Annotated in this window: 16 protein-coding genes and 2 tRNA genes; 15 read left to right on the forward strand and 3 right to left on the reverse strand. The window is 48.3% G+C overall.

What is annotated here, in order from left to right; all coding sequences use genetic code 11:
• Positions 1-87: 87 nt before the first annotated feature.
• Positions 88-543, forward strand: a complete 456-nt coding sequence (locus tag M1403_03405) for a hypothetical protein (GenBank protein ID MCL4398041.1) — start codon at positions 88-90, stop codon at positions 541-543.
• The gene (locus M1403_03410) at positions 540-2,573 is read left to right on the forward strand and encodes a tetratricopeptide repeat protein (GenBank protein MCL4398042.1); all 2,034 of its coding nucleotides are present in this window, start codon (positions 540-542) and stop codon (positions 2,571-2,573) included. Before M1403_03405 ends, M1403_03410 begins: the two co-directional genes overlap by 4 nt.
• Positions 2,574-2,643: 70 nt before the next feature.
• Here the strand turns inward: M1403_03410 and M1403_03415 are convergent, their stop codons facing one another.
• Positions 2,644-2,973, reverse strand: a complete 330-nt coding sequence (locus M1403_03415) for a zinc-ribbon domain containing protein (protein ID MCL4398043.1) — start codon at positions 2,971-2,973, stop codon at positions 2,644-2,646.
• Between the two features lie 128 nt (positions 2,974-3,101).
• On the opposite strand from M1403_03415, the gene leuS reads away from it, so the two are divergent.
• From leuS to M1403_03450, 7 genes are all read left to right on the forward strand, one after another.
• Positions 3,102-5,726 carry a leucine--tRNA ligase gene (gene leuS / locus M1403_03420; GenBank protein MCL4398044.1) on the forward strand — a complete coding sequence of 875 codons (2,625 nt, stop codon included), beginning with the start codon at positions 3,102-3,104 and terminating at the stop codon, positions 5,724-5,726.
• 404 nt (positions 5,727-6,130) lie between these two features.
• Positions 6,131-7,369, forward strand: coding sequence for a ComEC/Rec2 family competence protein (locus tag M1403_03425; protein ID MCL4398045.1), 1,239 nt, complete (start codon positions 6,131-6,133; stop codon positions 7,367-7,369).
• Positions 7,366-9,057 (forward strand): arginine--tRNA ligase, encoded by a 1,692-nt coding sequence (gene argS / locus M1403_03430; GenBank protein ID MCL4398046.1) that lies wholly within the window; start codon positions 7,366-7,368, stop codon positions 9,055-9,057. The genes M1403_03425 and argS overlap by 4 nt, the downstream gene beginning before the upstream one ends.
• 25 nt (positions 9,058-9,082) lie before the next feature.
• On the forward strand, positions 9,083-9,409 hold the full coding sequence (locus M1403_03435) for a hypothetical protein (protein ID MCL4398047.1): 327 nt from the start codon (positions 9,083-9,085) through the stop codon (positions 9,407-9,409).
• 38 nt (positions 9,410-9,447) lie between these two features.
• Positions 9,448-9,753 (forward strand): hypothetical protein, encoded by a 306-nt coding sequence (locus tag M1403_03440; protein MCL4398048.1) that lies wholly within the window; start codon positions 9,448-9,450, stop codon positions 9,751-9,753.
• Positions 9,754-9,822: 69 nt separating this feature from the next.
• Positions 9,823-11,082 (forward strand): insulinase family protein, encoded by a 1,260-nt coding sequence (locus tag M1403_03445; protein ID MCL4398049.1) that lies wholly within the window; start codon positions 9,823-9,825, stop codon positions 11,080-11,082.
• Positions 11,083-11,124: 42 nt separating this feature from the next.
• Positions 11,125-11,706 (forward strand): nucleoside-diphosphate kinase, encoded by a 582-nt coding sequence (locus M1403_03450; protein ID MCL4398050.1) that lies wholly within the window; start codon positions 11,125-11,127, stop codon positions 11,704-11,706.
• 6 nt (positions 11,707-11,712) lie between these two features.
• Here the strand turns inward: M1403_03450 and M1403_03455 are convergent.
• Positions 11,713-11,784 (reverse strand) — tRNA-Pro (locus M1403_03455).
• Between the two features lie 77 nt (positions 11,785-11,861).
• On the opposite strand from M1403_03455, the gene M1403_03460 reads away from it, so the two are divergent.
• From M1403_03460 to M1403_03470, 3 genes are all read left to right on the forward strand, one after another.
• The gene (locus tag M1403_03460; protein ID MCL4398051.1) at positions 11,862-12,434 is read left to right on the forward strand and encodes a four helix bundle suffix domain-containing protein; all 573 of its coding nucleotides are present in this window, start codon (positions 11,862-11,864) and stop codon (positions 12,432-12,434) included.
• A gap of 88 nt (positions 12,435-12,522) precedes the next feature.
• Positions 12,523-12,598 (forward strand) — tRNA-Arg (locus M1403_03465).
• On the forward strand, positions 12,599-13,276 hold the full coding sequence (locus M1403_03470; protein ID MCL4398052.1) for a sortase: 678 nt from the start codon (positions 12,599-12,601) through the stop codon (positions 13,274-13,276).
• A 101-nt stretch (positions 13,277-13,377) separates the two neighbouring features.
• Here the strand turns inward: M1403_03470 and M1403_03475 are convergent, their stop codons facing one another.
• Complete coding sequence (locus M1403_03475; protein MCL4398053.1) at positions 13,378-14,592, reverse strand: PEGA domain-containing protein; 1,215 nt, start codon at positions 14,590-14,592, stop codon at positions 13,378-13,380.
• 162 nt (positions 14,593-14,754) lie between these two features.
• On the opposite strand from M1403_03475, the gene M1403_03480 reads away from it, so the two are divergent.
• From M1403_03480 to M1403_03490, 3 genes are all read left to right on the forward strand, one after another.
• The gene (locus M1403_03480) at positions 14,755-15,888 is read left to right on the forward strand and encodes a rod shape-determining protein (GenBank protein ID MCL4398054.1); all 1,134 of its coding nucleotides are present in this window, start codon (positions 14,755-14,757) and stop codon (positions 15,886-15,888) included.
• A 1,070-nt stretch (positions 15,889-16,958) separates the two neighbouring features.
• A complete protein-coding gene (locus M1403_03485; protein ID MCL4398055.1) occupies positions 16,959-21,668 on the forward strand; it encodes a helix-turn-helix domain-containing protein in 4,710 nt (1,569 codons plus the stop codon).
• 50 nt (positions 21,669-21,718) lie between these two features.
• The gene (locus M1403_03490; GenBank protein MCL4398056.1) at positions 21,719-22,504 is read left to right on the forward strand and encodes a WecB/TagA/CpsF family glycosyltransferase; all 786 of its coding nucleotides are present in this window, start codon (positions 21,719-21,721) and stop codon (positions 22,502-22,504) included.
• Positions 22,505-22,605 lie beyond the last annotated feature (101 nt).

The raw sequence follows: 22,605 nt of genomic DNA on the forward strand, positions 1-22,605 counted from the left end.
TGTGTTACTTTCTTTCTGAAAGAAAATCCAGTCTAAATGCTGTCAGATCAACTTATACCGATAAATACGATCGCAAAAGCGGGGAGAGTGAACAAAACTCGCCTAGCGTATCTGACTAAGCTGCGATTACTGCCGCAAACAATTCGCCGCAAGGTTAATGGCAAAATCACTGGCTGCTATCCAGAGAATGTCTTAGATACGCTCGAAAGAATAGCACAGCTCAAAAACCAGGGGTTAACATATTCGCAGGTAAGATACGAACTGAATAATAAGGAAAATAGAACACAAAATATTGAACACATGAACACGCCAGTTCGTTTCCAGTTTTCTCCGGCTCTTGCTTATTTGATTATTGGCCTTCTTCTTGGTTATATTTTGGCCACGGTGAATAGTATTAATAGCCGGGTAACCACAACTGTGGCTGACATTCCTGAAAGCAGCCAACTTACAGTTAAAGCTCCGACCCAGAATGACCCGATTTATCTCCTTGCAATCCCGGATAAAAATCTGTACAAATTAGGTAAAGTAGATTTGAAACTATGAAATTTACCTTGCCGATTACTTTGCCGAAAATCAAAATTCCCCGTGGTCAGGCTGCTTTTCATTTGGTAGCCGCACTATTAATTCTTTTCCCTCTGGTTTTTGCCCCCTTTTTAAATAATATGTTTGATCTGCCTAAGGAGGCCGTGCTTTTCCTGGGGATGGGGCTGGCCGCGGTTCTGGTTCTGGTCGCTGCTATTCGGGAAGAAAAATTAACGCTTATCCGCAGTCCATTTAATGTTGCGGTCATAATCCTTCCGATTTTGGCAATCATCTCCGCCTGGCTGTCACCAAATTTTACTAATAGTGTTATTACTGACCCACTGCTTTTTTCTGGGGCTGCTCTGACCTTCTTTTTAACCGCTCATTTTGCCAATAAGGAAAAGACCAATAGTCTGATCAAAATTCTGCTTTTGCCTGGCGCTATCCTGGCTCTTTTGGTATTAATTCAGGTCGCGATAGTACTTTTAACTATGGTCATTAAAAGTCCCGTCTATATCTTCAATCTTTTTTCCTTGGGTTTCAATCCGACAGGCTCGCTTTTGTCCGCGGTCCTGCTCCTGGCGGCGCTATTACCGCTGGCTATCGGGCTCAATTTTTCTCAAAGAACTACCGCTGTCCGGACAATGACGGCGTTGATTGCGCTGGGTTTTCTGAGTTGCATTTTCGCTTTAACAAAGAATCCGCCGGTATTGCTCCCCAATGACGCCGGCTGGAAAATTGCTACCGGGACAATGGGAACCTCGACAAAAGCCGCTCTTTTAGGCTTTGGGCCGGGTAACTTTATTGACGCTTTCACCAGTTTCCGCCCGGTTGAGCTTAACAGTACGCCCTTATGGAATTTGCGCTTTACGGCGGGATCGAATTTCTACTTCTATCTTTTGTCTGTCTTGGGAATTGCCGGGCTGGCAGTCATACTTTGGTTGACGGTTAAAATATTAATCATCACCAAAAATCATTTGTTGACCACTGATTCTCCTGTTGAGAAGGGGATCCTAGCCAGTCTGCTAATCAGCTTAATTCTTTTTGCCTTCTTTCCGGCACCGGCCGTATTAATCGTCAATTTTTTTGCCGTTTTGGGGCTGTTGGCAGCCAAAATCGGTCAAAAACAAGAGTTAACTCTGGCAGCCGGCCCGGCCAAATTTGCTCCGGCGGCAGTGGCCATAATTGTGGTTATCTTTACCGGTTGGCACTTGAGCCGGTTTGTTTTGGCGGATTACTACTTTGCTCAGAGTCTGGCGGCGGCGGCGAAGAATCAAGGGACTCAGACATATAACGACCAGATTAAGGCCATAAATTTAAACCCGGCCAACGATATTTATCATTTGTCTTATTCCCAAACTAATCTAGCCTTGGCGGACAGCTTGGCGGGACAGCCAAATTTAACGGATCAGCAAAAGCAGGCTGTCGTTCAGTTGGTCCAGCAGTCGATCCGGGAGGGGAGAGCGGCGGTTACCCTGGCGCCTAACCGGGCAGCTAACTGGGAAAACCTGGCAGCTATTTACCAGGGGATAATTAATTTTGCTCAGGGAGCGGACCAGTGGAGTTTAACCAGTCTGAACCAGGCTATTGCCCTAGACCCAACTAATCCGCGCATCCGGTTAGATCTGGGGGGACTCTATTTTGCCGGCAAAGACTACGCGACGGCAGCTCAGGTTTTCAATCAGGCTATCAGTTTGAAATCGGATTTAGCCAATGCTCACTACAACCTGGCTGAGTCTCTTAAAAGTTTAAACCTGAAAGACCAGGCGCTTAAAGAACTGCAACTAACCGCCGGGCTGGTTTGTTCCGCCGGTCAGAAATCGGGGGCCAATACTGATTGCGACAAGGTTAACCAGGAAATTTCTGATCTTAATGCTGATCTGGCCAAAAATACGGCGACGCCGTCAGCCACCACCACACAGGGAGCTGCGCTGAATCCTGCGGCTCAACCTAAGCTAGCGACCCAATCGGCTCAGGATAAAAATCTCCAGAATACCAAAATTACGCCCCCGGTGAAAATTGCTACCCCGTCAGGCAATATCCAGCCATAGTAAACAGCAATTCAGGTTCCACAAAAAAGAGACCTGTGTTTCAAGGTCTCCTTTTTTACGAAGGCCCGTTTTATTGGGCTTTCATCTGCTTAAAGCAATTGTTGCAGTAAATCGGTTTAACGGGTTCGCCGTTTTCGTTCAGTCTTGGCTGAAACGGAACCTGGCAATCCTGTCCGCAGTTGCTGCATTTTGCGGCGTACATCTGGCGCGGGCCAGCGTTGTAACCACCGCGGAAATTGCCGCCGCCCATCTGGGCTTTCTTGGCGGCGCGGCAGGCCGGGCAACGCACAGGGGCGTTAGCAAAGCCTTTTTCGGCGTAAAACTTCTGTTCAGAAGCTGTCCACACGAAAGAATTGCCGCAGTCGCGACAGGTTAGGGTTTGATCTTGGAAATTATCCATTTAGAGTTTCACCACCTTCCGTTGTTGATTCCAGTGGTCTCAATCGCGCCTCCACTGGAATTCCAGGAATAGGTCGAAAACGAGGACTGGTAGGTTAATTATGGCATAGAATATAATAGAATGCAAACATGACTAAATACGACCCGGCAAAAATTGAAGGGAAATGGCGGGAAGAGTGGGAAAAGACAGGTTTGTATCAGGCAATTGATTTTGATAAAAAGCCCAAATACTACGCTTTAACCGAATTTCCGTATCCTTCCGGCGAGGGCTTGCACATGGGCCATGTCTTTAGTTATGGCACCCCGGATATCTTTGCCCGCAAGAAGCGGATGGAAAGGTTTAATGTTCTTTTTCCGATCGGTTGGGATGCCTTTGGATTACCGACGGAAAACTACGCTGTCAAAACCGGGATTCAGCCGGTAGTCGTCACCAAAAATAACACTGATCGCTTCCGAGAGCAGATGAAATCGCTGGGTCTGTCCTTTGATTGGAGCCGGGAAATTAACACTACCGACCCCAACTATTATAAATGGACCCAGTGGATTTTTACTCAGCTGTTTAAAAACGGTCTGGCCTACAAAAGCGAGACGCCGGTGGGGTGGTGCCCGTCATGCAAGATTATTCTGGCCAACGAGGAAATCGTTAACGGCAAGTGCGAGCGCTGCGGAACTGTTGCTCAGCAGCGAAAGCAGAGTCAATGGGTCCTGCGCATCACCTCCTACGCGGACAGGCTGGACAAGGAACTGGATCTGGTGGATTACCCGGACATGGTCAAAGCTTCCCAGCGCAACTGGATCGGGAGAAAAGAAGGTGCCAAGATAAGCTTTAAGATACAAGATACAAGAAACAAGACACACGAGATAATGATCTTCACCACGCGGCCGGACACCATCTATGGCGCGACTTTTATTGTCTTGGCCCCCGAGCATCCTTTGGCCATTGAGCTCGCGAAAACCGATCAGAAGATCGCAGACTATATCAAAACGGTTAATCGGGAAGAAGTTAGTCTGGTAAAAACAGGGGTAGAAACAGAACTAAAAGCCGTTAATCCGGCCAGCGATAAAGAAATTCCCGTTTGGGTTTCGGACTATGTTTTGGCCGAAGCGGGCACCGGAGCGATCATGGGAGTGCCGGCTCATGACGAGCGGGACTACGAGTTTGCCGGGAAATTTAATTTACCGATAATCAGGGTTGTAACTGGTCCGGATGGAAGTAACGCTCCAATTAACCAAGTGTCTGAGGTTTTCACGGGAACCGGGGAGATGATTAATTCAGATGATTATAACGGGCTGGAATCTCCTGTCGCTTTTGAGAAAATTGTGGAAGACTTAAAAAAGCGCGGTCTGGCGACATTTTCAACCACTTATCATTTGCGTGACTGGATTTTTTCCCGGCAGCATTACTGGGGAGAACCTATCCCCATGGTTTATTGCGAGAAATGCGCCAAGGGAGGAATTTCCTGGTGGGACACAAAGGAAGGTAAGGCCTTTAAGCCTCTGTTTAACCCTCTCGAGCCGGAGCATTTTGATAGCAGGGGGGTGCTGGTTAATTTGGCCGGCTGGTTCCCGGTCCCGGAGTCCAAACTGCCGGTGACGCTTCCGGAAGTGGAATACTATCAGCCCACGGATACCGGCGAATCTCCTCTGGCAAAGATCAAGAATTGGGTTGAAGTAGCTTGCCCTGAGTGTGGAGGACCTGCACGAAGGGAGACGGACACCATGCCCAACTGGGCCGGTTCCAGCTGGTATTATTTGCGCTTTTCCGACCCGACTGCTAAGACGGAATTGGCTGATCCGAAGAAGCTGAATTATTGGCAGCCGGTCGATGTTTATTTTGGTGGAGCAGAGCACAATACCTTACACTTGCTGTATTCCCGGTTCTGGCACAAATTTCTTAATGACCTAGGGAGAGTTCCGGGAAAAGAACCCTACAAAGCTCGCCGCCAGCATGGGCTTATCCTGGCCGAGGATGGAACGAAGATGAGTAAATCCAAAGGAAATGTGATCAATCCCGATCAAATGGTTTCAAAGTATGGCGCAGATGCGGTGCGCACCTTTCTGTCTTTTGTCGGACCCTACGACCAAACCTTGCCCTGGAGCACGGCCGGGGTCGAAGGTGTCCGGCGCTTCCTGAATAGGGTCTGGACCATCTATCAAAACGACCAAAAGATTGCTAATTCGAGCTCACCGGAACTTATTGCCAAACTTAACTGGGCGATTAAGCGGACAGGCGAGGGGATTGATAACCTGAAGCAGAATACGGGAGTAGCGGCCTTGATGGAGTTTCTTAATCTTTGGGAAAAGACAGGAGCTTTAAGCCGAGAGGACGCCGGGAAATTCCTGCGGCTCCTGGCTCCTTTCGCTCCGTTTTTGGCGGAAGAGCTCTGGCAAAGATATGTTGCGGGTCCTGTCCCGCTTTATCCCTCCCGCCAGTGCTCGCCCGAAGAGCTGCGCGCTGTCGGGAGCCCTTCCAAGCGTGCCACCCGCATAAAGAAAATAAAATCTATACATCTCGAGCCTTGGCCTGAGGTCGAAGAAGGCGGCCTAGAGGAAAAAGAAGCGACGATCGCCATCTCAATTAACGGCAAAACCCGGGCAACTTTGCAAATTAGCGCTCCACAGGCTCAAGCGTTAGATGAAGCACGGGTTGTCGCCATGGCCAAATCGGTCGAAAAGATCGCAGAATACCTAAAAGGTAAGAGCATTAAGAGGACCGTGTATGTCCCCGGCAAAATTTTAAACTTCGTCGTCTAAAGTCGGAGTTACCTCGGAGTAATTACTATCACCAAAAGCGTCTGAGCAGGAATAATCACATTTAGCGACGCCAGGCAGGAATAGAGATCCGCGAAAAGAGGTCCCGAGAAGCCTGAGCAAAACCAATCAAAATGCATCAATAGTTAGCTTCACGGATGGTTTCACAAAATAGAGCGGAGTAGGCAGGGAATTTTTCACGGATAGCGGGATAGAACATGGGGCATAGTACTATTATGGTGCGCCGAATGGTGCGAAAACCCAAGCAATTAACGCAAAGTAATCGAGCGTATTTCCGCAAGATTACTGATGGCGAAAACAGGGCGAATAACCCTATCCAACCAGAACAATACCGATCAACGAAAGATTTTTAGGTCGGAGAGATAAAAGTGTGCTACATTAGTCTTATGACCCGTTTTTATTTCCTGCTTTTGGGTCTTCTCCTTTTGCGGCTGGGTCTGTTCTTTACAGTTACGAGGTCACAGCAGACTTTACCGGTAGGAACCAAAGTCAGGCTTATAGGAATGCTGGAAGCCGAGCCGAAGGTGTCGGGGAGCCAGGCTAAGTATAGTCTCGGTGGTTACACAATCTTGACAGCGAAGGAGCCGGAAGTGCATTTCGGCGACCAGGTTGAACTTATCGGCAAAGTTGGCAACCAGGGCAGACTTTATTATCCGGAGGTCAAAATAGTTACTCCCGGCGCGACCGGTTTTTGGTGGAAGATAGCCGCTCAGATCCGTTCAAAAGTCATCAGAATATATCAACAAACCATGCCAAAAGCGGAAGCAGACCTGTTATCCGGCATTGTCCTGGGCAGTCAGTCACTGGACCGCAGCTTTAAGGCCAAACTGGCTCTGGTCGGGTTAACCCATGTGGTTGCTGCCTCAGGAATGAATGTCAGCTTCTTTTCGGTTGCCGTTTCCGGCCTGCTAAGCGGGATTTGTCCGGGAAAGAAGCTTAAGTTTCTACTTTCAGAGGTCTTTATTCTTTTTTATACCACAATGACCGGGTTTGAACCGCCGATAGTGCGCGCGGCGCTTATGGCCGCCTTTTCTCATGTTCAGATTTTGACCGGGCGGAGTTCGAGCTCATTTGCCGGTTTGGGCGTAGCCGCCTTTCTAATGTTATGGGCCAGCCCGGATCTGGTTGTCAATCCGAGTTTTTTGCTCTCATTTTCCGCCATGACGGGCCAGATTTGCCTTAGCAGCCTCAGGCTCAACCTGCCAAAAATTGCCGCTTCAATTACATCTGTAATTCTCCAGAGTTTAGCGGCCCTGGTGGCTACTTTCCCTATAGTTTTAATCTTTTTTGCCAATTTTTCACTGATCGCTCTTTTCACAAACGCCGTGGTGCTTTGGACAATTGAGCCGCTAATGGTCCTCGGAACTGCCATTGCCACGCTCGGAATTTTTTTCATGCCGATTTCACAAGCGTTAGGCGTGCCTGCCCAGGGTCTGCTGGATTTTTTCCTTTGGGTCGTCAACACTTTCGGTCAGTCAGACCTGACCCAGCGGCTGCAGATAAGTTACACCTTCCAAGATAATCTCTCCGCCTTCTTCTTTGCCGCTGGATATTATACTTTACTCGTAGGGGGTATTTGGTTCTGGCGCCAGAGAAGGGTACTCACTATAATAAAAATGAAATGATTACTCTCGACATAAGAAAAAAGATCCTTCAAGCTGCTAAGCAAGCATTTCCCCAAACAGAGATTAATGAGGAAGATATTAATCTCGAACATCCGGGACTGGATGAACATGGGGACTACAGCACCAATATTGCCCTGAGGCTGGGTAAGCAAGTCGGCATGAAACCGGTGGAAGTGGCAAAAAGAATTGTCCAGACCTTGTCAGACGCTGACAGGCTCTGGCAGAAAGTGGAGATTGCCGGGCCGGGATTTATTAACTTCACTCTATCTACCGCTACTCTTGTCGATCAAATGGAACAAGCGCTAAAGGGCGGCGAGCGCTACGGGAGTTCAGAGCATGGGCAGGGGCTAACCATGGTAATAGACTATTCCGCTCCTAACATTGCCAAGCGGTTTGGGATCGGCCATCTGCGCTCTACAATCATTGGCCATGCCCTCTATAACCTCTACCAATTCCAGGGCTACAAAACCATCGGCGACAACCATCTGGGCGACTGGGGGACACAGTTTGGCAAGATTTTATACATGATTGAAACGGAGAAGCCGAAAGAGCTAACAGTGGATAAACTAGAAGAACTGTATGTTAAGTTCCATCAACTAGCGGAAGCTGATCCGAAGCTGGAAGAAAAAGGGCGCGAGTGGTTTAAAAAGTTGGAAGATGGAGAGCCGAAGGCCAGAGAGTTATGGAAAAAATGCGTCGAAGTTTCCATGGCGGAATTTAACCGGATTTATGCTCTGCTCGGCGTCAAAATTGACTATGCCTACGGCGAAAGCTTTTACGAAAAAGAGATGCCGGGAGTCATTGCTGACGCCAAGGCTAAAGGATTGGCCAAACAAAGCGACGGGGCTACTATAATCGAAATTCCCGGACTGAAGGCGCCGTTGCTTCTGGTGAAAAGCGACGGAACCACTACCTACGCTACCAGAGACCTGGCGACCCTAAAATTCCGCAAAGAGACCTGGAACCCGGACCTAGTGATTTATGAAGTTGGGGCCGAGCAGGCGCTCCATTTTCAGCAGGTCTTTGTCGCGGCAAAAATGTTGGGCTACCTTAAACCCGGTGAAGAGCTGAGGCACACCAAACACGGCTTGTACCGGTTGCCTTCCGGAAAATTTAGTACCCGCAAAGGCAACACTCCCAAGCTCGAAGAAATTTTAGACGAAGCGATCGACCGGGCGAAAAAACTGGGCAGCCAGGATCAAAAAACGGCCGAAGCCGTCGGTATCGGAGCAATAAAGTATTTTGACCTGATGCATAGTGTCCAAAGTGATATTATTTTTGATTGGGAAAAAATGTTTAATCTGCAAGGCGACTCGGGGCCATACCTTCAATACTCCTACGCACGGGCAAGAAGCGTGCTGCGCAAAGCCGGACTACAGACTACGGACTACCGACTACAGAAAAATAATAAAACTGTAGACAGTAGTCAGTGGTCAGTAGTCAATGAAGAGCTGGCTGTTTTGCGCTACCTTTATCGTTTTCCCGAGGTGGTGGAGGCGGCGGCGCGAAGCTACAGTCCGAACCTGGTGGCCGGGTATCTGTTTGAACTGGCCAAGCGCTACAATAATTTTTACAACAGCCAACCAATAATTGGTAATGACTTCAGGCTAGCCTTGACCGCGGCCACCGCCATTGTCCTCAAAAACGGCCTGAATTTATTGGGGATCGAGGTGCTTGACAAAATGTAAATATAAGCCCTAATATTTAAGGCGTATGAATGAACCAAAGGCTGATTCCAACTTGAAACCCGGTGAACATCCCTTGCCTGACCTTAAAGCGGAATATCTGAGGATGACCAGAAAACAGACCGGGAGTGAGCCTTGGACGGAGGATGATGCCAAGTATCTTAATAATTTGAGAGCGGCGATGGAAACACCAACGGCCACTAGTCTTACCCCCCAAGAGCAGAGTGCGCTGAACCGACAAGGGGGAGCTTCCTTGGACAAGAATGTGGTCTGGAGTAAGGAAGATTTAGCGGCTGCGGGCCGGGCACACGATAAGCTAAACCAAGAGAAAAAAATAAGCCTCAAAGCTTCTTAGTCTTGACATACGAGCCTATAGTCTGCTAAGATACTGGTATGAATTCTTTCAAAAATCACGAACTAATTCGTCTCTATCCTGACGCAATTTCAGTCCGGAAGGTTTCCGGTTTAAAAATGTTTTTTCGGGAACACCGGGAAGCAATTGGAAATACGGCGTTGGCAGGTTGCTTAATCTTAGGCTTCCTGGCCGGAGAAGGAATGTTGCATGTGAGTGTCGAAAACAACGCCCTTTTAACCGGTTTTCCGGAACTTAAGACACTGGCGCCGATTGTTCTTGGCTTAATGGCAGGAGCATTTACCGGCGGATCGATCCGTCAGGCTATTATTAAAAAAGATTCTTAAAAGTAATAACTGCGTAACAACTTCGTTATCAGGATTGTAATTCTCATAAATGGCCGTTAAAATGGCGGCATGTACTCCAAAACGGTACTTCCGACGGGACTTCGCTTAGTCTCTATTCCCATGCCCGCGGTCAAAACGGCCACGGCTTTAATTATGGTCGAAGCCGGGAGCCGCTACGAAACGGCCCGAATCAACGGCATTTCCCATTTTCTGGAACACATGATTTTTAAGGGGACGAAAAACCGGCCCAACTCTTTGGCTATTAGCTCTCTGATTGACGGCATCGGCGGTTCGTTTAATGCTTTCACTTCCAAGGAATACACCGGTTTTTATGTGAAGGCGGAAAGCGCCCATCTGCCGCTGGTTCTTGATGTCCTGTCAGATATGCTCCTGAACTCTTTATATAATCCTGAAGAACTGAACCGGGAACGGGGTGTCATTATTGAAGAAATAAACATGTACGAAGACCAGCCCCAGGCTCGGGTCGGGGAATATTTTGAGGAGTTGCTTTATGACAACCATCCGCTGGCCCGCCAGGTGGTCGGAACCAAGGAAGTTATCGAAAAAGTGAGCCGGCAAGACATGGTGGATTATGTCAAAAAGATGTACCACAGCAAGGCGATTGTTGTGGGACTGGCAGGAGATATTGCTTCAAGTTCCAAACTGGCAGAGAAGTACTTTGACAATGTCCCGAAAGGAAATGAGAACGAATACCTGGCCGTGGAAGAAAACCAGACGAAGCCGGGCAGTCTAGTACATTACAAAAAAACTGACCAGGCGCATATGTGCGTGGGAGTGCGCGCATACGACATGAACCACCCGGACCGGTATGTGGTCGAAGTGCTGGCGACAATTTTAGGCGGAAACATGAGCAGCCGAATGTTTATTGAAGTCCGGGAAAAACGAGGTTTGGCCTATTATGTCCACACGGATAACGAAGAATTTCATGATGCCGGGTACCTTATGACCCAGGCGGGAATCAGATTAAACAATGTCGACGAGGCGGTAAAAGTGATACTGGAGCAATATGGGAAGATCAGGGACATTAAAGTTAAAGAAGAAGAATTAAAAAGGGCGAAAGACTACGCGAAAGGCAAAATGGCTCTGGCTTTGGAGGATTCCTTCCGGGTGGCCAGCTTCTATACTTCCCAGGAACTCCTGCGCAAGGAAATTGAAACGCCGGAAGAGGTTTTAAAAAAGATCGAAGCGGTGACGGCAGAAGACATTCAAAGGGTCGCAAAAGATATCTTTGTGAATCAAAAACTGAACCTGGCTATAATTGGACCTTTTGAAGACTCCAAACGCTTCGATTTGCTCTTGAAACTCTAACTTAAGTATCTTAAGATACTTAAGTTACTTAAGATTCGTAAGATGGAACGGACTGTAGTTCTTGTCAAACCTGATGGCGTCAAGCGTGGCCTCGTGGGGGAAATTGTGGGCCGCTTCGAGAAAGTCGGCCTCAAAATCGTGGCGATGAAAATGGTGTGGGTGGATGAGGAATTAGCTGGTAAACATTATCCCACCAGCCGGGCCGATTGGGTTAAAAAGGTCGGTGACAGGACTTTGGGTTCCTATAAAGAATACGGCCAGGACGCCAACGAGTTGTTGGGGACTATGGATCCGGTAGAAGTGGGGAAATTGGTTTGTAAGTGGTTGGTGGGATTTTTGACCGGCGGCCCGGTCGTGGCCATGGTTTTGGAAGGCCCGCACGCAGTGGAAATAGTTCGCAAAATGGTTGGACATACGTATCCGCTTAAAGCAAATCCTGGGACAATCCGCGGGGATTTAATGATCGACAGTCCGGCGGTTTCCAACACTAAAAAACGTGCCATCCAAAATCTGGTTCATGCATCCGGAAGCCCGGAAGAAGCGAAGTTTGAAATGGAACTGTGGTTCCATAAAAACGAGATTCACGACTACAAACGCGTTGATGAAGAATTAATGTTTGGCTAACTTTTGTCGGGGTGCCGAGAATTGGACTCGGTGCCTCTCGGTCCCGAACCGAGCGTTCTACCGATGAACTACACCCCGTGAGGACTAATTTTAGCACAAAACTTGCTTAAGAGTCTTAAGTGCCTTAAGATACTTAAGGAGCTTAGGTTCGATTTATGGTCTCCAAACTGCCGCCACACAAGTATCTTCTTTCTTACCGTTACACAGAATTGACTCATGACGGGACAGTGCAGTTCACGGCAAGGTTTTTAAGCGATATTATCCATCGGCGGACGCGCGAACAGATGGACCAGGCAGCCCGTTCCGGTAAACAAAATATTGTTGAGGGTTTTGGGCGCGACCTGACTTCGAAAAAAAGCGAGATTACCTTGCTTGATGTTGCCCGGATGTCACTTGAGGAGCTGACAACTGATTATGAAGATTTTCTAAGACAGAGAAACTTGGCCATTTGGCCAAAAAATGACCCGCGGATAATGAGATTTCGGGAGCTTGGTTTTCGTCTAAGCAACGAGATAAATTTGGATAAATCAGGCACTTTTAAAGAGAAACTGGCTTTACCTGCTGATTCTGAAGTAGCTGCTAATTTAATGCTAACCTTGTGCCACCAAGCTTCTTATTTGCTTTTTCGTCAGATCAAGGCGGTGGAAAACCGGCTGATTCAGGAAGGGGGTTATTCGGAAAACCTGTATCGCCGGCGCGAAGAATTTCGTAGAAATAACCTTAAGTGATAAAATGAGCGTAGCGAATTTTACTAACCGAACGAAAGTGAGGTGTTTAAAATTCACTTAAGGAACTTAAGGCACTTAAGTTGGATTTGCCCCCATAGCTCAAATGGAAAGAGCAATCCCGTCCTAAGGGAAAGATCTCCGTTCAATTCGGAGTGGGGGTACCAATGAAAGCAGAAGTCTTCAAGGTTTTTGTCCTTCGCTGGATCGGAAATTTTCTGGTCCTCTCGGCAGTGGCGGCGGTGGTGCTCACTTTTGCTCCGGCGGTTCAGGCGGAAATTACTTACCGCGTCAACGTCGCCAGGAATGTTCATTATGTGGTGGCCGGAGATCTACCCCCGGCAAAGTTTGAAACGACCTCTACAAACCTTCTGGCAAAGTCAGAGACAATTTTAGAAATTAATCCGCTGTCAACAGAGTTTGGAATTGTGATTCCCAAAATCGGGGCCAATGCCAAGGTCATCCCGAATGTCGATCCGGGAAACGAAACTGAATACTTGGCCGCCCTAAAAGAGGGTGTGGCCCACGCTGCCGGCACTGTCTTTCCTGGCCAGGTCGGCAACTCTTATCTTTTTGCCCATTCGGTCGGCAATTTCTGGGAAGTGTCCCGCTGGAACGCAGTGTTTTATTTATTAAAGGAACTGGAGCCGGGTGACGAAGTGGATTTGTTTTACAAAAATGTCCGTTATGTGTATGTTGTGTATGACAAAAAGGTGGTTGAGCCCGATGATACGCAATATCTTACGACCCAGGCTAACTTTCCGATGCTAACTCTTCAAACCTGCTGGCCGCCGGGGACAACTCTCAAAAGACTCCTGGTTTTTGGGAGACTGAAGAATATTTAAGTTACGATAGTAACAATAGTTACGTTAGAGAAGAAGTTACGAAAGAAATTGTCTTAAAACTTATTGTCACTAATGTAACTGTTGTAACTTTGAGTTTGCCTTTATCGCAGATTAACAGTATAAAGATTCTGCGCCTGGGAATCTGTAGAGCCTAAATTCGTGAGGATAACCACCTTGCTCCAATTGGGCCAGACAAAGACGCTGGCCGGGCTAAAAGTGCCGTTAAACAGAACAGCTTTGTTGGTGCCGTCGTATTCCATAACCGAAATCTGATTATTGTCGACTTCTAAAAGATGACGGCTGGAAGGAAACCAGCTAATCGGAGGGATTCCGGCAGGAACGGGGATTAAATAATTTCTATCTTCTTTCAGATCATATACATATGTGTTTCCCGGCTGGAGATTGCGGGTTTCGGGCGTCGGATCTGTCCCGGGTAAGTAAGTTAGCAGGTAAGCGGGCAAGTGAGCGGAAGCAGTGGCGGTGTACAAAATTTTAGTTTCGTCGGGGCTGAATTCCAAGGTGGCGGCACTGGTGGCCAATGTTGCCCGCAAGTTTTCCGGGAGCTTGGCCAGTTGGGCGGCATAACGCGCGGCAGTCAGAGCTTTCCAGCTGTCAAACAGGCTGGTTAACTGATTACTGGTTTCAGGAGTGGGATTGTCGTTTAACCTATCCGTATCCAGCAAGTAGGCAGCTGACGGAGTGGCCAAACTGCCGTAATAAGCCAAAACCTGCTTGCTGTCTGCCGACCAGGCAAAATTGGCGTCAGAGAGCGAAAGAGCCGGGGAGTTTATGAAAACCTGGCGGAAATCACCGCCGCCGGGAATAGGGGCCGGCAGAGTGCGGCTGGTGTCCATGACCCAAACACCATTACCGTCTCCGCCGTTAAGCCGGGCTGAAGCCGAAGCCACGCCGTAAACGATTTTAGTTTGGTCCGGCGAGACGACCGGATTAAGACTTCCGGTAAAAGTCAGCGGGCGCAAATCAGCCAGAGCCGGAAAGAGAAAGGCGTTGGTTTTAAACACTTCTTCTTTTTTAATTTCGACCTGTTTTTCCCAGGGACTGAAGCCGTCTTTTTGGATGCGGACCAGGTATTTACCGGGAGCGAGATTAATGGTGTTATTGGTGGCGGTTTCCAGTTTCCCGTTGATTAGGACTTCCGCGCCGTCGGGATCGGAAGTGGCCACGAGAATTCCAGTGGGAAGCAGGGTGCGGTTGGCAAAATCCGGCCGGTACCCGCGGGCCAGAGCCACGGCAACTGCCAACCCGGCTAAAATAAAGAAAAAGGCCGTCAGAACAGCCAGTGTCGCCTTATTCATGGTATCCTGATTTTATCACAGTTGCTATAATGTTCCTAATCGACCCTCTCAATTTGAAATTTACAATTTACAATTTGAAATAAATATCAAATTTGAATTTTTTGAATTTGAAGAATTGAAATTTCATTGAAAATTTCAAAGTTCAAATTTCAAATTTTGTGTATGTTTGGTAAGCGCCTTGGTATCGATCTCGGCACCGCTAACTCTCTGGTTTATGTCGTGGACCAGGGAGTTGTGGTTAATGAGCCGACGGTGGTGGCCGTGGCCGTTGACGACGGCAAAGTGCTGGCGGTTGGCAACGAAGCCAAGCAGATGATGGGCCGAACCCCAGGAAATATCCGGGCGTCCCGGCCGATGCGCGACGGCGTCATTGCCGATTATATTGTTACCGAGGCAATGCTGCGCTATTTTCTCGATCGGGTCTGCGGTTCGACGCGCTTTTTTAAGCCGGAAGTCATGATTTGCGTTCCGGCGGGGGTTACCCAGGTGGAGCGGCGGGCGGTGCTCGACGCGACTTTAAGCGCCGGGGCCAAGGTGGCTTATTTAATTGACGAACCGCTGGCAGCGGCCATCGGCGCCAAAATTCCTATTGCCAACCCGAACGGGAACATGATCGTCGATATTGGCGGGGGCAGCACGGAAGCGGCGGTAATTTCCCTGGGTGGGGTGGTGGTTCACAAAAGTGCTCGGGTGGCCGGAAACAAAATTGACGAGGCGATTGCCAACTTCATTAAAAAAAAATATAACCTCTTAATCGGGGACACGACAGCGGAGGATATCAAGATTCAGATCGGGACAGCTGTGCCGCTTGGGAAGTCTCAGTCATCAGTTCTCGGTGGTCGGTTTTCGGAATCTGGTTCGTCAGTTAACCAGTTTTCAGTCCACAAAACTGAAAACAGAAAGACTGAAAAACCGGAAACTGAAGACAGACAACTGAAAACCGATAGCCGGACCATGGAAGTCCGGGGCCGGGACGCCGCGAGCGGCCTTCCAAGGATCATTGAATTCACTTCTGATGAGGTAGTTGAGGCCGTCACACCAATACTTTCGCAAATTGTCACTGCTGTGAAGGGAGTGCTAGAGGAAACGCCCCCGGAATTGGCTTCAGACATAATCGATAGGGGAATCGTGCTCAGCGGAGGTACTTCACTCCTTCGAAATTTGGATAAACTGATGACCCATACTATTGGTGTTCCGGTTCATACAGCCGATGACCCTCTGTTTTGTGTGGTTAAGGGGTGCGGCATCGCCATGGAGAACATCGATTTATACAAACGGAGCATTAGCAAGAGGTAACCCATAAGAATCTTCAGTCGCATTAGAAATTCTAGTTCTATAAACGGCATATTCACGCACGACAAAATGTACTCATTTTTGAAAATTTCGAATTTCAAATTTCAAATTGCGACTGGCCGATAGCCGCGTGGTGGGGGAATGCGGGAAAATTTACCGGAAACTAGATCAAAATGTAGCAAGGGCAAAATTGAAAAAAACGCTTTTTGACCAGAAACCGGTAATAATTCCCAAAAATCTTCTAAACCCTATAATCTTTTGAAAAATTAAACGCTCTTTTTTGGCTTTTGAAACACCCGGTGGCAGATCTTCCGGCCGGTTTTGTTTCCTGTCTTTGGCAAAAATCGGAAAACAAAATGAAACAGTGGCAGGGAAGTGTCACAAACATTTAAGAACTGGCGAGAGTCAAGGCCGGTAAAGTAACCTTCAAAGACAAAATGTCGAAATCCCTACATTGCCGTCGGTAATGACGGCTTTTCGAAATTAATTTCTCTCTTGCCGAGCCGAAGTTTCGAACGACGGCCGGCGGGCCACGGTTTTAGACTTCCAATAATTTGGAACCAAGCTTTAAAGCAAGGGGAAGACCTTATAGGACTATCGGTCTATTGTACAGGCGAAATAGAATTGTCTGTTTGGTGGCTAAAAAACTGCCGGAAAAGGGTTCCAGGTTAAAAGCGGTGACCAAAAAACAACTGAGATAGCCTTAAGATACTCTGATGCACTACCATATATTAATATGTGGTCTGTTGCTTTGTCATCCGGCTTAAGGAATTTTTAACTCCAAACTCCAAAAAGACCTGGAACATGATATTTGAAATTTCCGATTTCCAGGGAATATGGGAGTTCTTTAATTTTTCACGGCTTTTCAGGACCAAGGTTTTTTGCCCGGAAACCCGGGAAAATTTTTCACTGAAGTCAATTGCTTCTTGACAGTAATCATTATTGTATGACTATACTTAATTAGGTCCCCGGAAGTCCCGGGAAGTCATCGAAAAGCTTGGCCTGAGAAGCTAAAAGCCATAAACGACGAAAAATTAATCTCTGTCTCAGAACTGATCGTTAAAGCCCGGTTAATGGGTTTTGATTTTGGTTTCGGCAAGCCGGAACATGTTCTTCAATATTTTGGCAAGCTCGGTCTAATTCCCAAAACTGTCCGGATGCGCGTCGAGGGGATTAAGGGCCACACTGTCGGCTGCTACCCGGTCAGCACTCTGGACACCTTACTGAAAATTCAAAAACTACGCCGCGAAGGGCGGTCTATGGCCCAGGTTCGAACCGAGATCACCGGAGAGCCGAATCCGCCAACTTTTGATCAGGAACAGCTTCAGTTGCCAAGCACGGAACTTGTCAGACGAGCTCAAGCCGCCGGTTTTGATTTTGGTCCGGGTAAGCCGGTTCATGTTCTCCAGTATTACAGCAAGCTTGGTCTCTTACCTAAAACGGTCAGACTCCGTCTAAACGGTATCAAAGGACATACAGTAGGCTGCTATCCGGCGGAAGCAGTAGAGACCCTGCTAAAAATCCAGAAACTGCGCCGGGAAGGAGTGGCGGTTAAGGATATCGCCCAAACGCTGGGCAACGAAGGGATTAAGCCGGCAGCCCGGCGGGAGGAAGCCGAAACTTTGGAAATTCTCCGGGTCGCGGCCCAAGCCCCGGTCCGCTATCAAGCCGAAACCGAAGCCGGCAGGCTGGCCGGATATTTCCAACCCCCACCGCCAGAGAGACAAGAAACAAGATACAAGATACAAGAAACAAAGAAAACACAAGATGCAAAAGAAACAAAAGAGAAGAGAAGCTGGAAAAGCTTTGCTTACACTCTTCCGGCAGTTTTAGCTACTATCCTTCTGCTGTTAACTACCGGCCTGAATATATATATTACTTCCTATCAGAAGAAAGTGGCTTCTGACCGGAATTTGCAGGCGGTCTTGGCCGAAAGCAGCAGCCAAAACTTTTTAGACATCCGGGCGGATACCGATGTTTCCGGAAGACTGACCGTGTGGGGGAAAGATGTCTTAACAGAAGCGACTTTAGCTTCTTCTTCCCCCTACCTTAGCAACTTAAACCAAAGCCTCAGCACGACGGCCACTCCTACTTTTGCCAACCTTACCTTAACCGCCGGCAAGATTGTCCTGGAAGACAAAACGCAAACTTTAAAAAACAAATCGCTTTCGGGATCGGATAACACTTTTTCTAATATTCCCAACTCCGCTTTGGCTAACTCCAAAGTCACCGTGACGGCCGGCACCAACCTGACCGGGGGCGGGGATGTCGTCTTAGGTGACAGCACCACGATTGGTTTGAAGGACAACATTGCCTTAACGACAGCGACTTTTTCTGGTCTACTGGGAGTGGGCGGGGACGCTTCTCTTTCAGCCGGATTGTACTTTTCCCTTGCCAGCCCAGTCATTGCCACGACAGACATGCAATCCTTAACCTTAGGTAACAGCAATACCGGCAATATCCAGTTCTTTAACGCCTCAAACTATATTAATTCCGCCGGCAATTTAACTTTAGCTAATTCTTTGACGGTTAACACCACCACCAACTACACCGGCCTGGTTTTGCCAAACGGGGCCGGAATTAATTATGTCTTAACCACCGATGCTTTAGGCCATTCTTCCTGGACCAACCCCAACGGCCCGGGGACTTCCTTTAGCGGCTGGACCCTAACCGGCAACACCATTTACCCCAACGAAACCGCTTACGATCTGCTTTTAGGCAGCAGTAATGTTGTGGATGATGTGGCCAAATTCACCAACCTGGGCAGCACCCTGTTTAAGCCTTCAAATATTGCCAACCTAGCTAGCGGGGGAGATATCGGCACGGCCGCAACCACGGTGGACATTTACACCACTTTTAATTTAAACCAGACAACATCCGGGCAAACAATCACTTTGCCCAACCCCACTAACACTACGGCCGGCCGCTTAGTCTATTTAGCCAACACCGGAACCACGCCTTTTAATTTCTTAAACAGTACGGTTTTAACCGGAACGACCACTCAAGCCATATGGAACGGGACGGCCTGGACACTGGCTGGCTCCATGGCTGGTCTTCCGGCCGGAACTGTTGATAATTCAACGATGTATTGGGATAACGCCACTTCCCGGTGGCTGGAAAACTCGAAACTTCTTTCCAACCCCTTGGGCACCATGCCGGTGGCTTCCGTAGCCGGAACCACTTCTTTTGCCGGGCTGGTAGTCGACAACACCATTGGGGACCTGTTTACGGCCAGTTCTTCAGGGAAGTCCCGCTTTACGATCACTCAAAACGGGAATGTCGGCGTGGGGATGGTTACTCCGACCGCTTTGTGGCAGGTTTTTGGCAATTCGACTGTCCAGGTGGCCAGTGTCTCGGCTTCTACCGGGAACGCGGCTCTTCTGGTTGACAACACCATTGGCGACCTCTTTACCGCGTCTTCTTCCGGAATGTCCCGGTTTGTGATTACGCAAAGCGGCAATGTCGGCATCGGAACGACGAATCCGGGCAATTTATTAGAAGTTGACGCAAACAGTAGCAATTATGGCATAACCGTCAATGCGAATAATAGCGCGTTATCTCAAGCTGGGCTGAGACTTATTGCCGGTAACGGAAGTACTTCCCGGGCTGCTCGTTTGGATTTTCTTAACGTTCCGGCAAGCACATCCGTGCCACGGTGGACTTTTATTAATGACTATGACCAAAACGGTACAAATGACTTTAGATTTGTGAATAGTGATGGTTCAACGTCGGTCTTAACTTTATTGCAGGGCGGCAACGTCGGCATCGGGACGACGGGACCGGCGGCAACTTTGCAAGTTAACGCACCATATACTACCGCAGCACCACTGACGTGGGGCGCAACCGCTGGTCAAATTTTCAGAAATGAAAATTCGGAACTGGCCGTGGGACTGCTCAACAGTTCTCCATACCCGCTGTATTTACAAGGTCGTACCAATACCAGTACTGCTCGTGACATTGTCATGAATCCAAGTGGTGGCAGCGTCGGCATCGGGACGACGGGGCCAAATTCGAAACTGACGGTAAACAACACAGGTTCTTATACAAATTTATCCTCGGCTTTCTCTGTTTGGGGCGGATCGACTACCTATACTATCGGCTCCTATTCCTATCCTGCCGAGATACAGACAACTAGTAATAATCTTGGCCGCCTGCAATTTGCCGGCTACCGGAAATACAACCCGTATTATGACTGGGGAGGAACCGGGTTCAGAATTCAATATGCTGTAGATAATTCGTTTACTGACGGTTCTTTGGCTTATCTATATTTAGGCACGGCGAATAATTACGCTGGACAGATATCCTTTGGAGTAGGCGGAGCGGATCGGGTAACGATAGACAACAGCGGCAATGTTTCTCTCAACACGGGAAATATTAACATGATTTCCGGAAATTCTAATACGACCATTATGGCCGACGGCAGCAATTATCTTTACCACACTTTTGCGGCAGGTAACGGGACCACGGGCGGTTATTATTTTTGTACCACCAACAATATAAGTCTCTGCCAAACCACTGGAAACAACAACCGGGTTGCCTTCATAGATTCAATAGGAGACTTCTTTATCCGGAAAACTCTGACTCAGAATTGGGGCAGCGATTTGGCTGAAGGCGTTAAGGTAAACGACCCGGTTATTAATGAAGGCGATCTTTTGGTATTGCCGGTTACTCCAGCGAGTCCGGCCGGCCAGTTTGTGGCTACCAGAACGACCCGGGCCTACCAGGGTAATATCGCGGGCGTGGTTTCAACCAAACCGGGGATATACATGAATTCCCCAATACTGCCGGGCGATAAAGAGCCTAGTATGCCGGATATTCGGCCCCTGGCGCTATCCGGCCGGGTGCCGGTAAAAGTTTCCACCATAAACGGGCCGGTAACTGCCGGCGATTTGGTCACATCCTCAGAACTTGCCGGGATCGGTATGAAAGCCAGCGTTCCCGGAGTGGTTGTGGGAAGAGCCTTACAGAGTCTGGATGTTTCCGCCTGCCAGCCGGTAGCTTCAGCTGCTGACATTGTCTGGCCTTCCGGAGATGACGGGAGCGATACTTTCAAGCGGCCTTGTTTCGAACTGCCGGACGGAACATATATCGGCAAAGTCATGGTGCTTGTTAACCTTGGTTGGCAGGATCCAACAAACGCTCAGCAAACGGAAATTGCTTCCCAGTCAGTTGATATTGCCACCATATCCGCGACTTTAGCTTCCTGGAATGATCTTTTGGGCACCCCGTCAGCAACTTTGGCGGATTCGGTGGCCCACCTGGACGGTTTATCCCAGGATATTTCCTCTCTTATGGCCGATAACCTCCAGATTAAGTCCGATATCCAGCTTCTTAAAGACCAGATGGCTTCGGTTTCGGCTAATCTTGCCCAGGTCCAAAGCCAAACGGCGTCTAATTCTGCCCAGTTGGCTTTGGGGTTAGGGGGTAACTTAACCATTACTTCGGATTTGGAAGTCTCGACTGTCAGTGCTTCCTTTGCCAACTTTTCTGATACCTTAAAAGTGGTCGGCAAGACCGAACTAGCTGAGACCAACATTGGAGGGAGTTTGACTGTCGGGCTATTAAGGTTTGACGATTTGAAAGCGGAGATCTCTTCCTTAACCGGAACGGTCACCGTTAACAGTAATTTGCAGGTGGCCGGAGATGCCACCGTGTCGGGAACGCTGCAGTCGGATAAGGTTAAAACTGGGGGGATTACCATCAAAGATAAGGTGACCGGCGAGCCATACTGCGTTACCGTCGAAAACGGAGTATTATTGAATACTAAAGGAGAATGTCAGTAAAATTTTCAATTTGAAATTTAAAATTTGAAATTAGGTTTGAATTGTCTCTAATGAGAAAAGTTGTCTTGGGCGTTAATATTGATGATATTTCGAAAGAAGAAGCCCTTAGTCTGGTCAGTAGTTGGTTAACTGGTAAACTAGAGACTAGTAAACCAGCGACCAGCAAACTGGTGTTCACTCCCGGGCCGGAGTTTTTAGTAACGGCGGACAAAGACGCGGAATTTAAAAAAGTTTTAAACTCTTCAGACTTGAATCTTCCGGACGGTTTTGGGTTAAAACTTTTGGGTGGCGTGGAGCATACCATTGCCGGGGTCGACTTTGTCAGAGTTCTTTGCCAACTGGCAGCTAAAAACGGCTGGACTGTCGGCCTGCTGGGCGGACAAACCGGCATTGCCCGGCTGGCGGCTAAAAATTTGCAAAAAAGCTATCCCGGGTTAAAAGTTACTTTCGCTTTTGACGGGCCCGCAGCTGACAAAATCCTGACACATTCCGACACATTGCCATATAGTGATATTCTGTTTGTAGCCTTTGGACACCCTGCTCAAGAAAAATTTCTCGCAGAGCAGAAAGCGTCAAGCGTAAAGCGTAAAGAAGGAAGACTTGACGCTAAACGCTTTCCGCTAAACGCCATCCCGTTCCGCATCGGTATAGGTGTCGGCGGCAGCTTTGATTTTATTTCCGGGACTGTGCCCGAACCGCCGGTTATGTTAAAGAGATTAGGACTAAAATGGTTAGGCCGGCTTCTGAGCAGGCCGGCTTATATGGCCCCTAAAGTTTTCCGGGCCATTGTTTCTTACCCCCTTTTGATATTGAATTCCCGTCTCTGTAGCCGTTAAAAGTAAAAAGCCTCAGTTTTTTTGGATAGAGCTTTAATGCTTGATGCCTTTGGTTTAGCACTCAAAAAGTGAGAGTGATAGATGGTGTTTTCAGGCTCGAA

This window comes from Patescibacteria group bacterium (assembly GCA_023380635.1).
Taxonomy (GTDB): Bacteria; Patescibacteriota; Microgenomatia; order JAMCZE01; family JAMCZE01; genus JAMCRP01.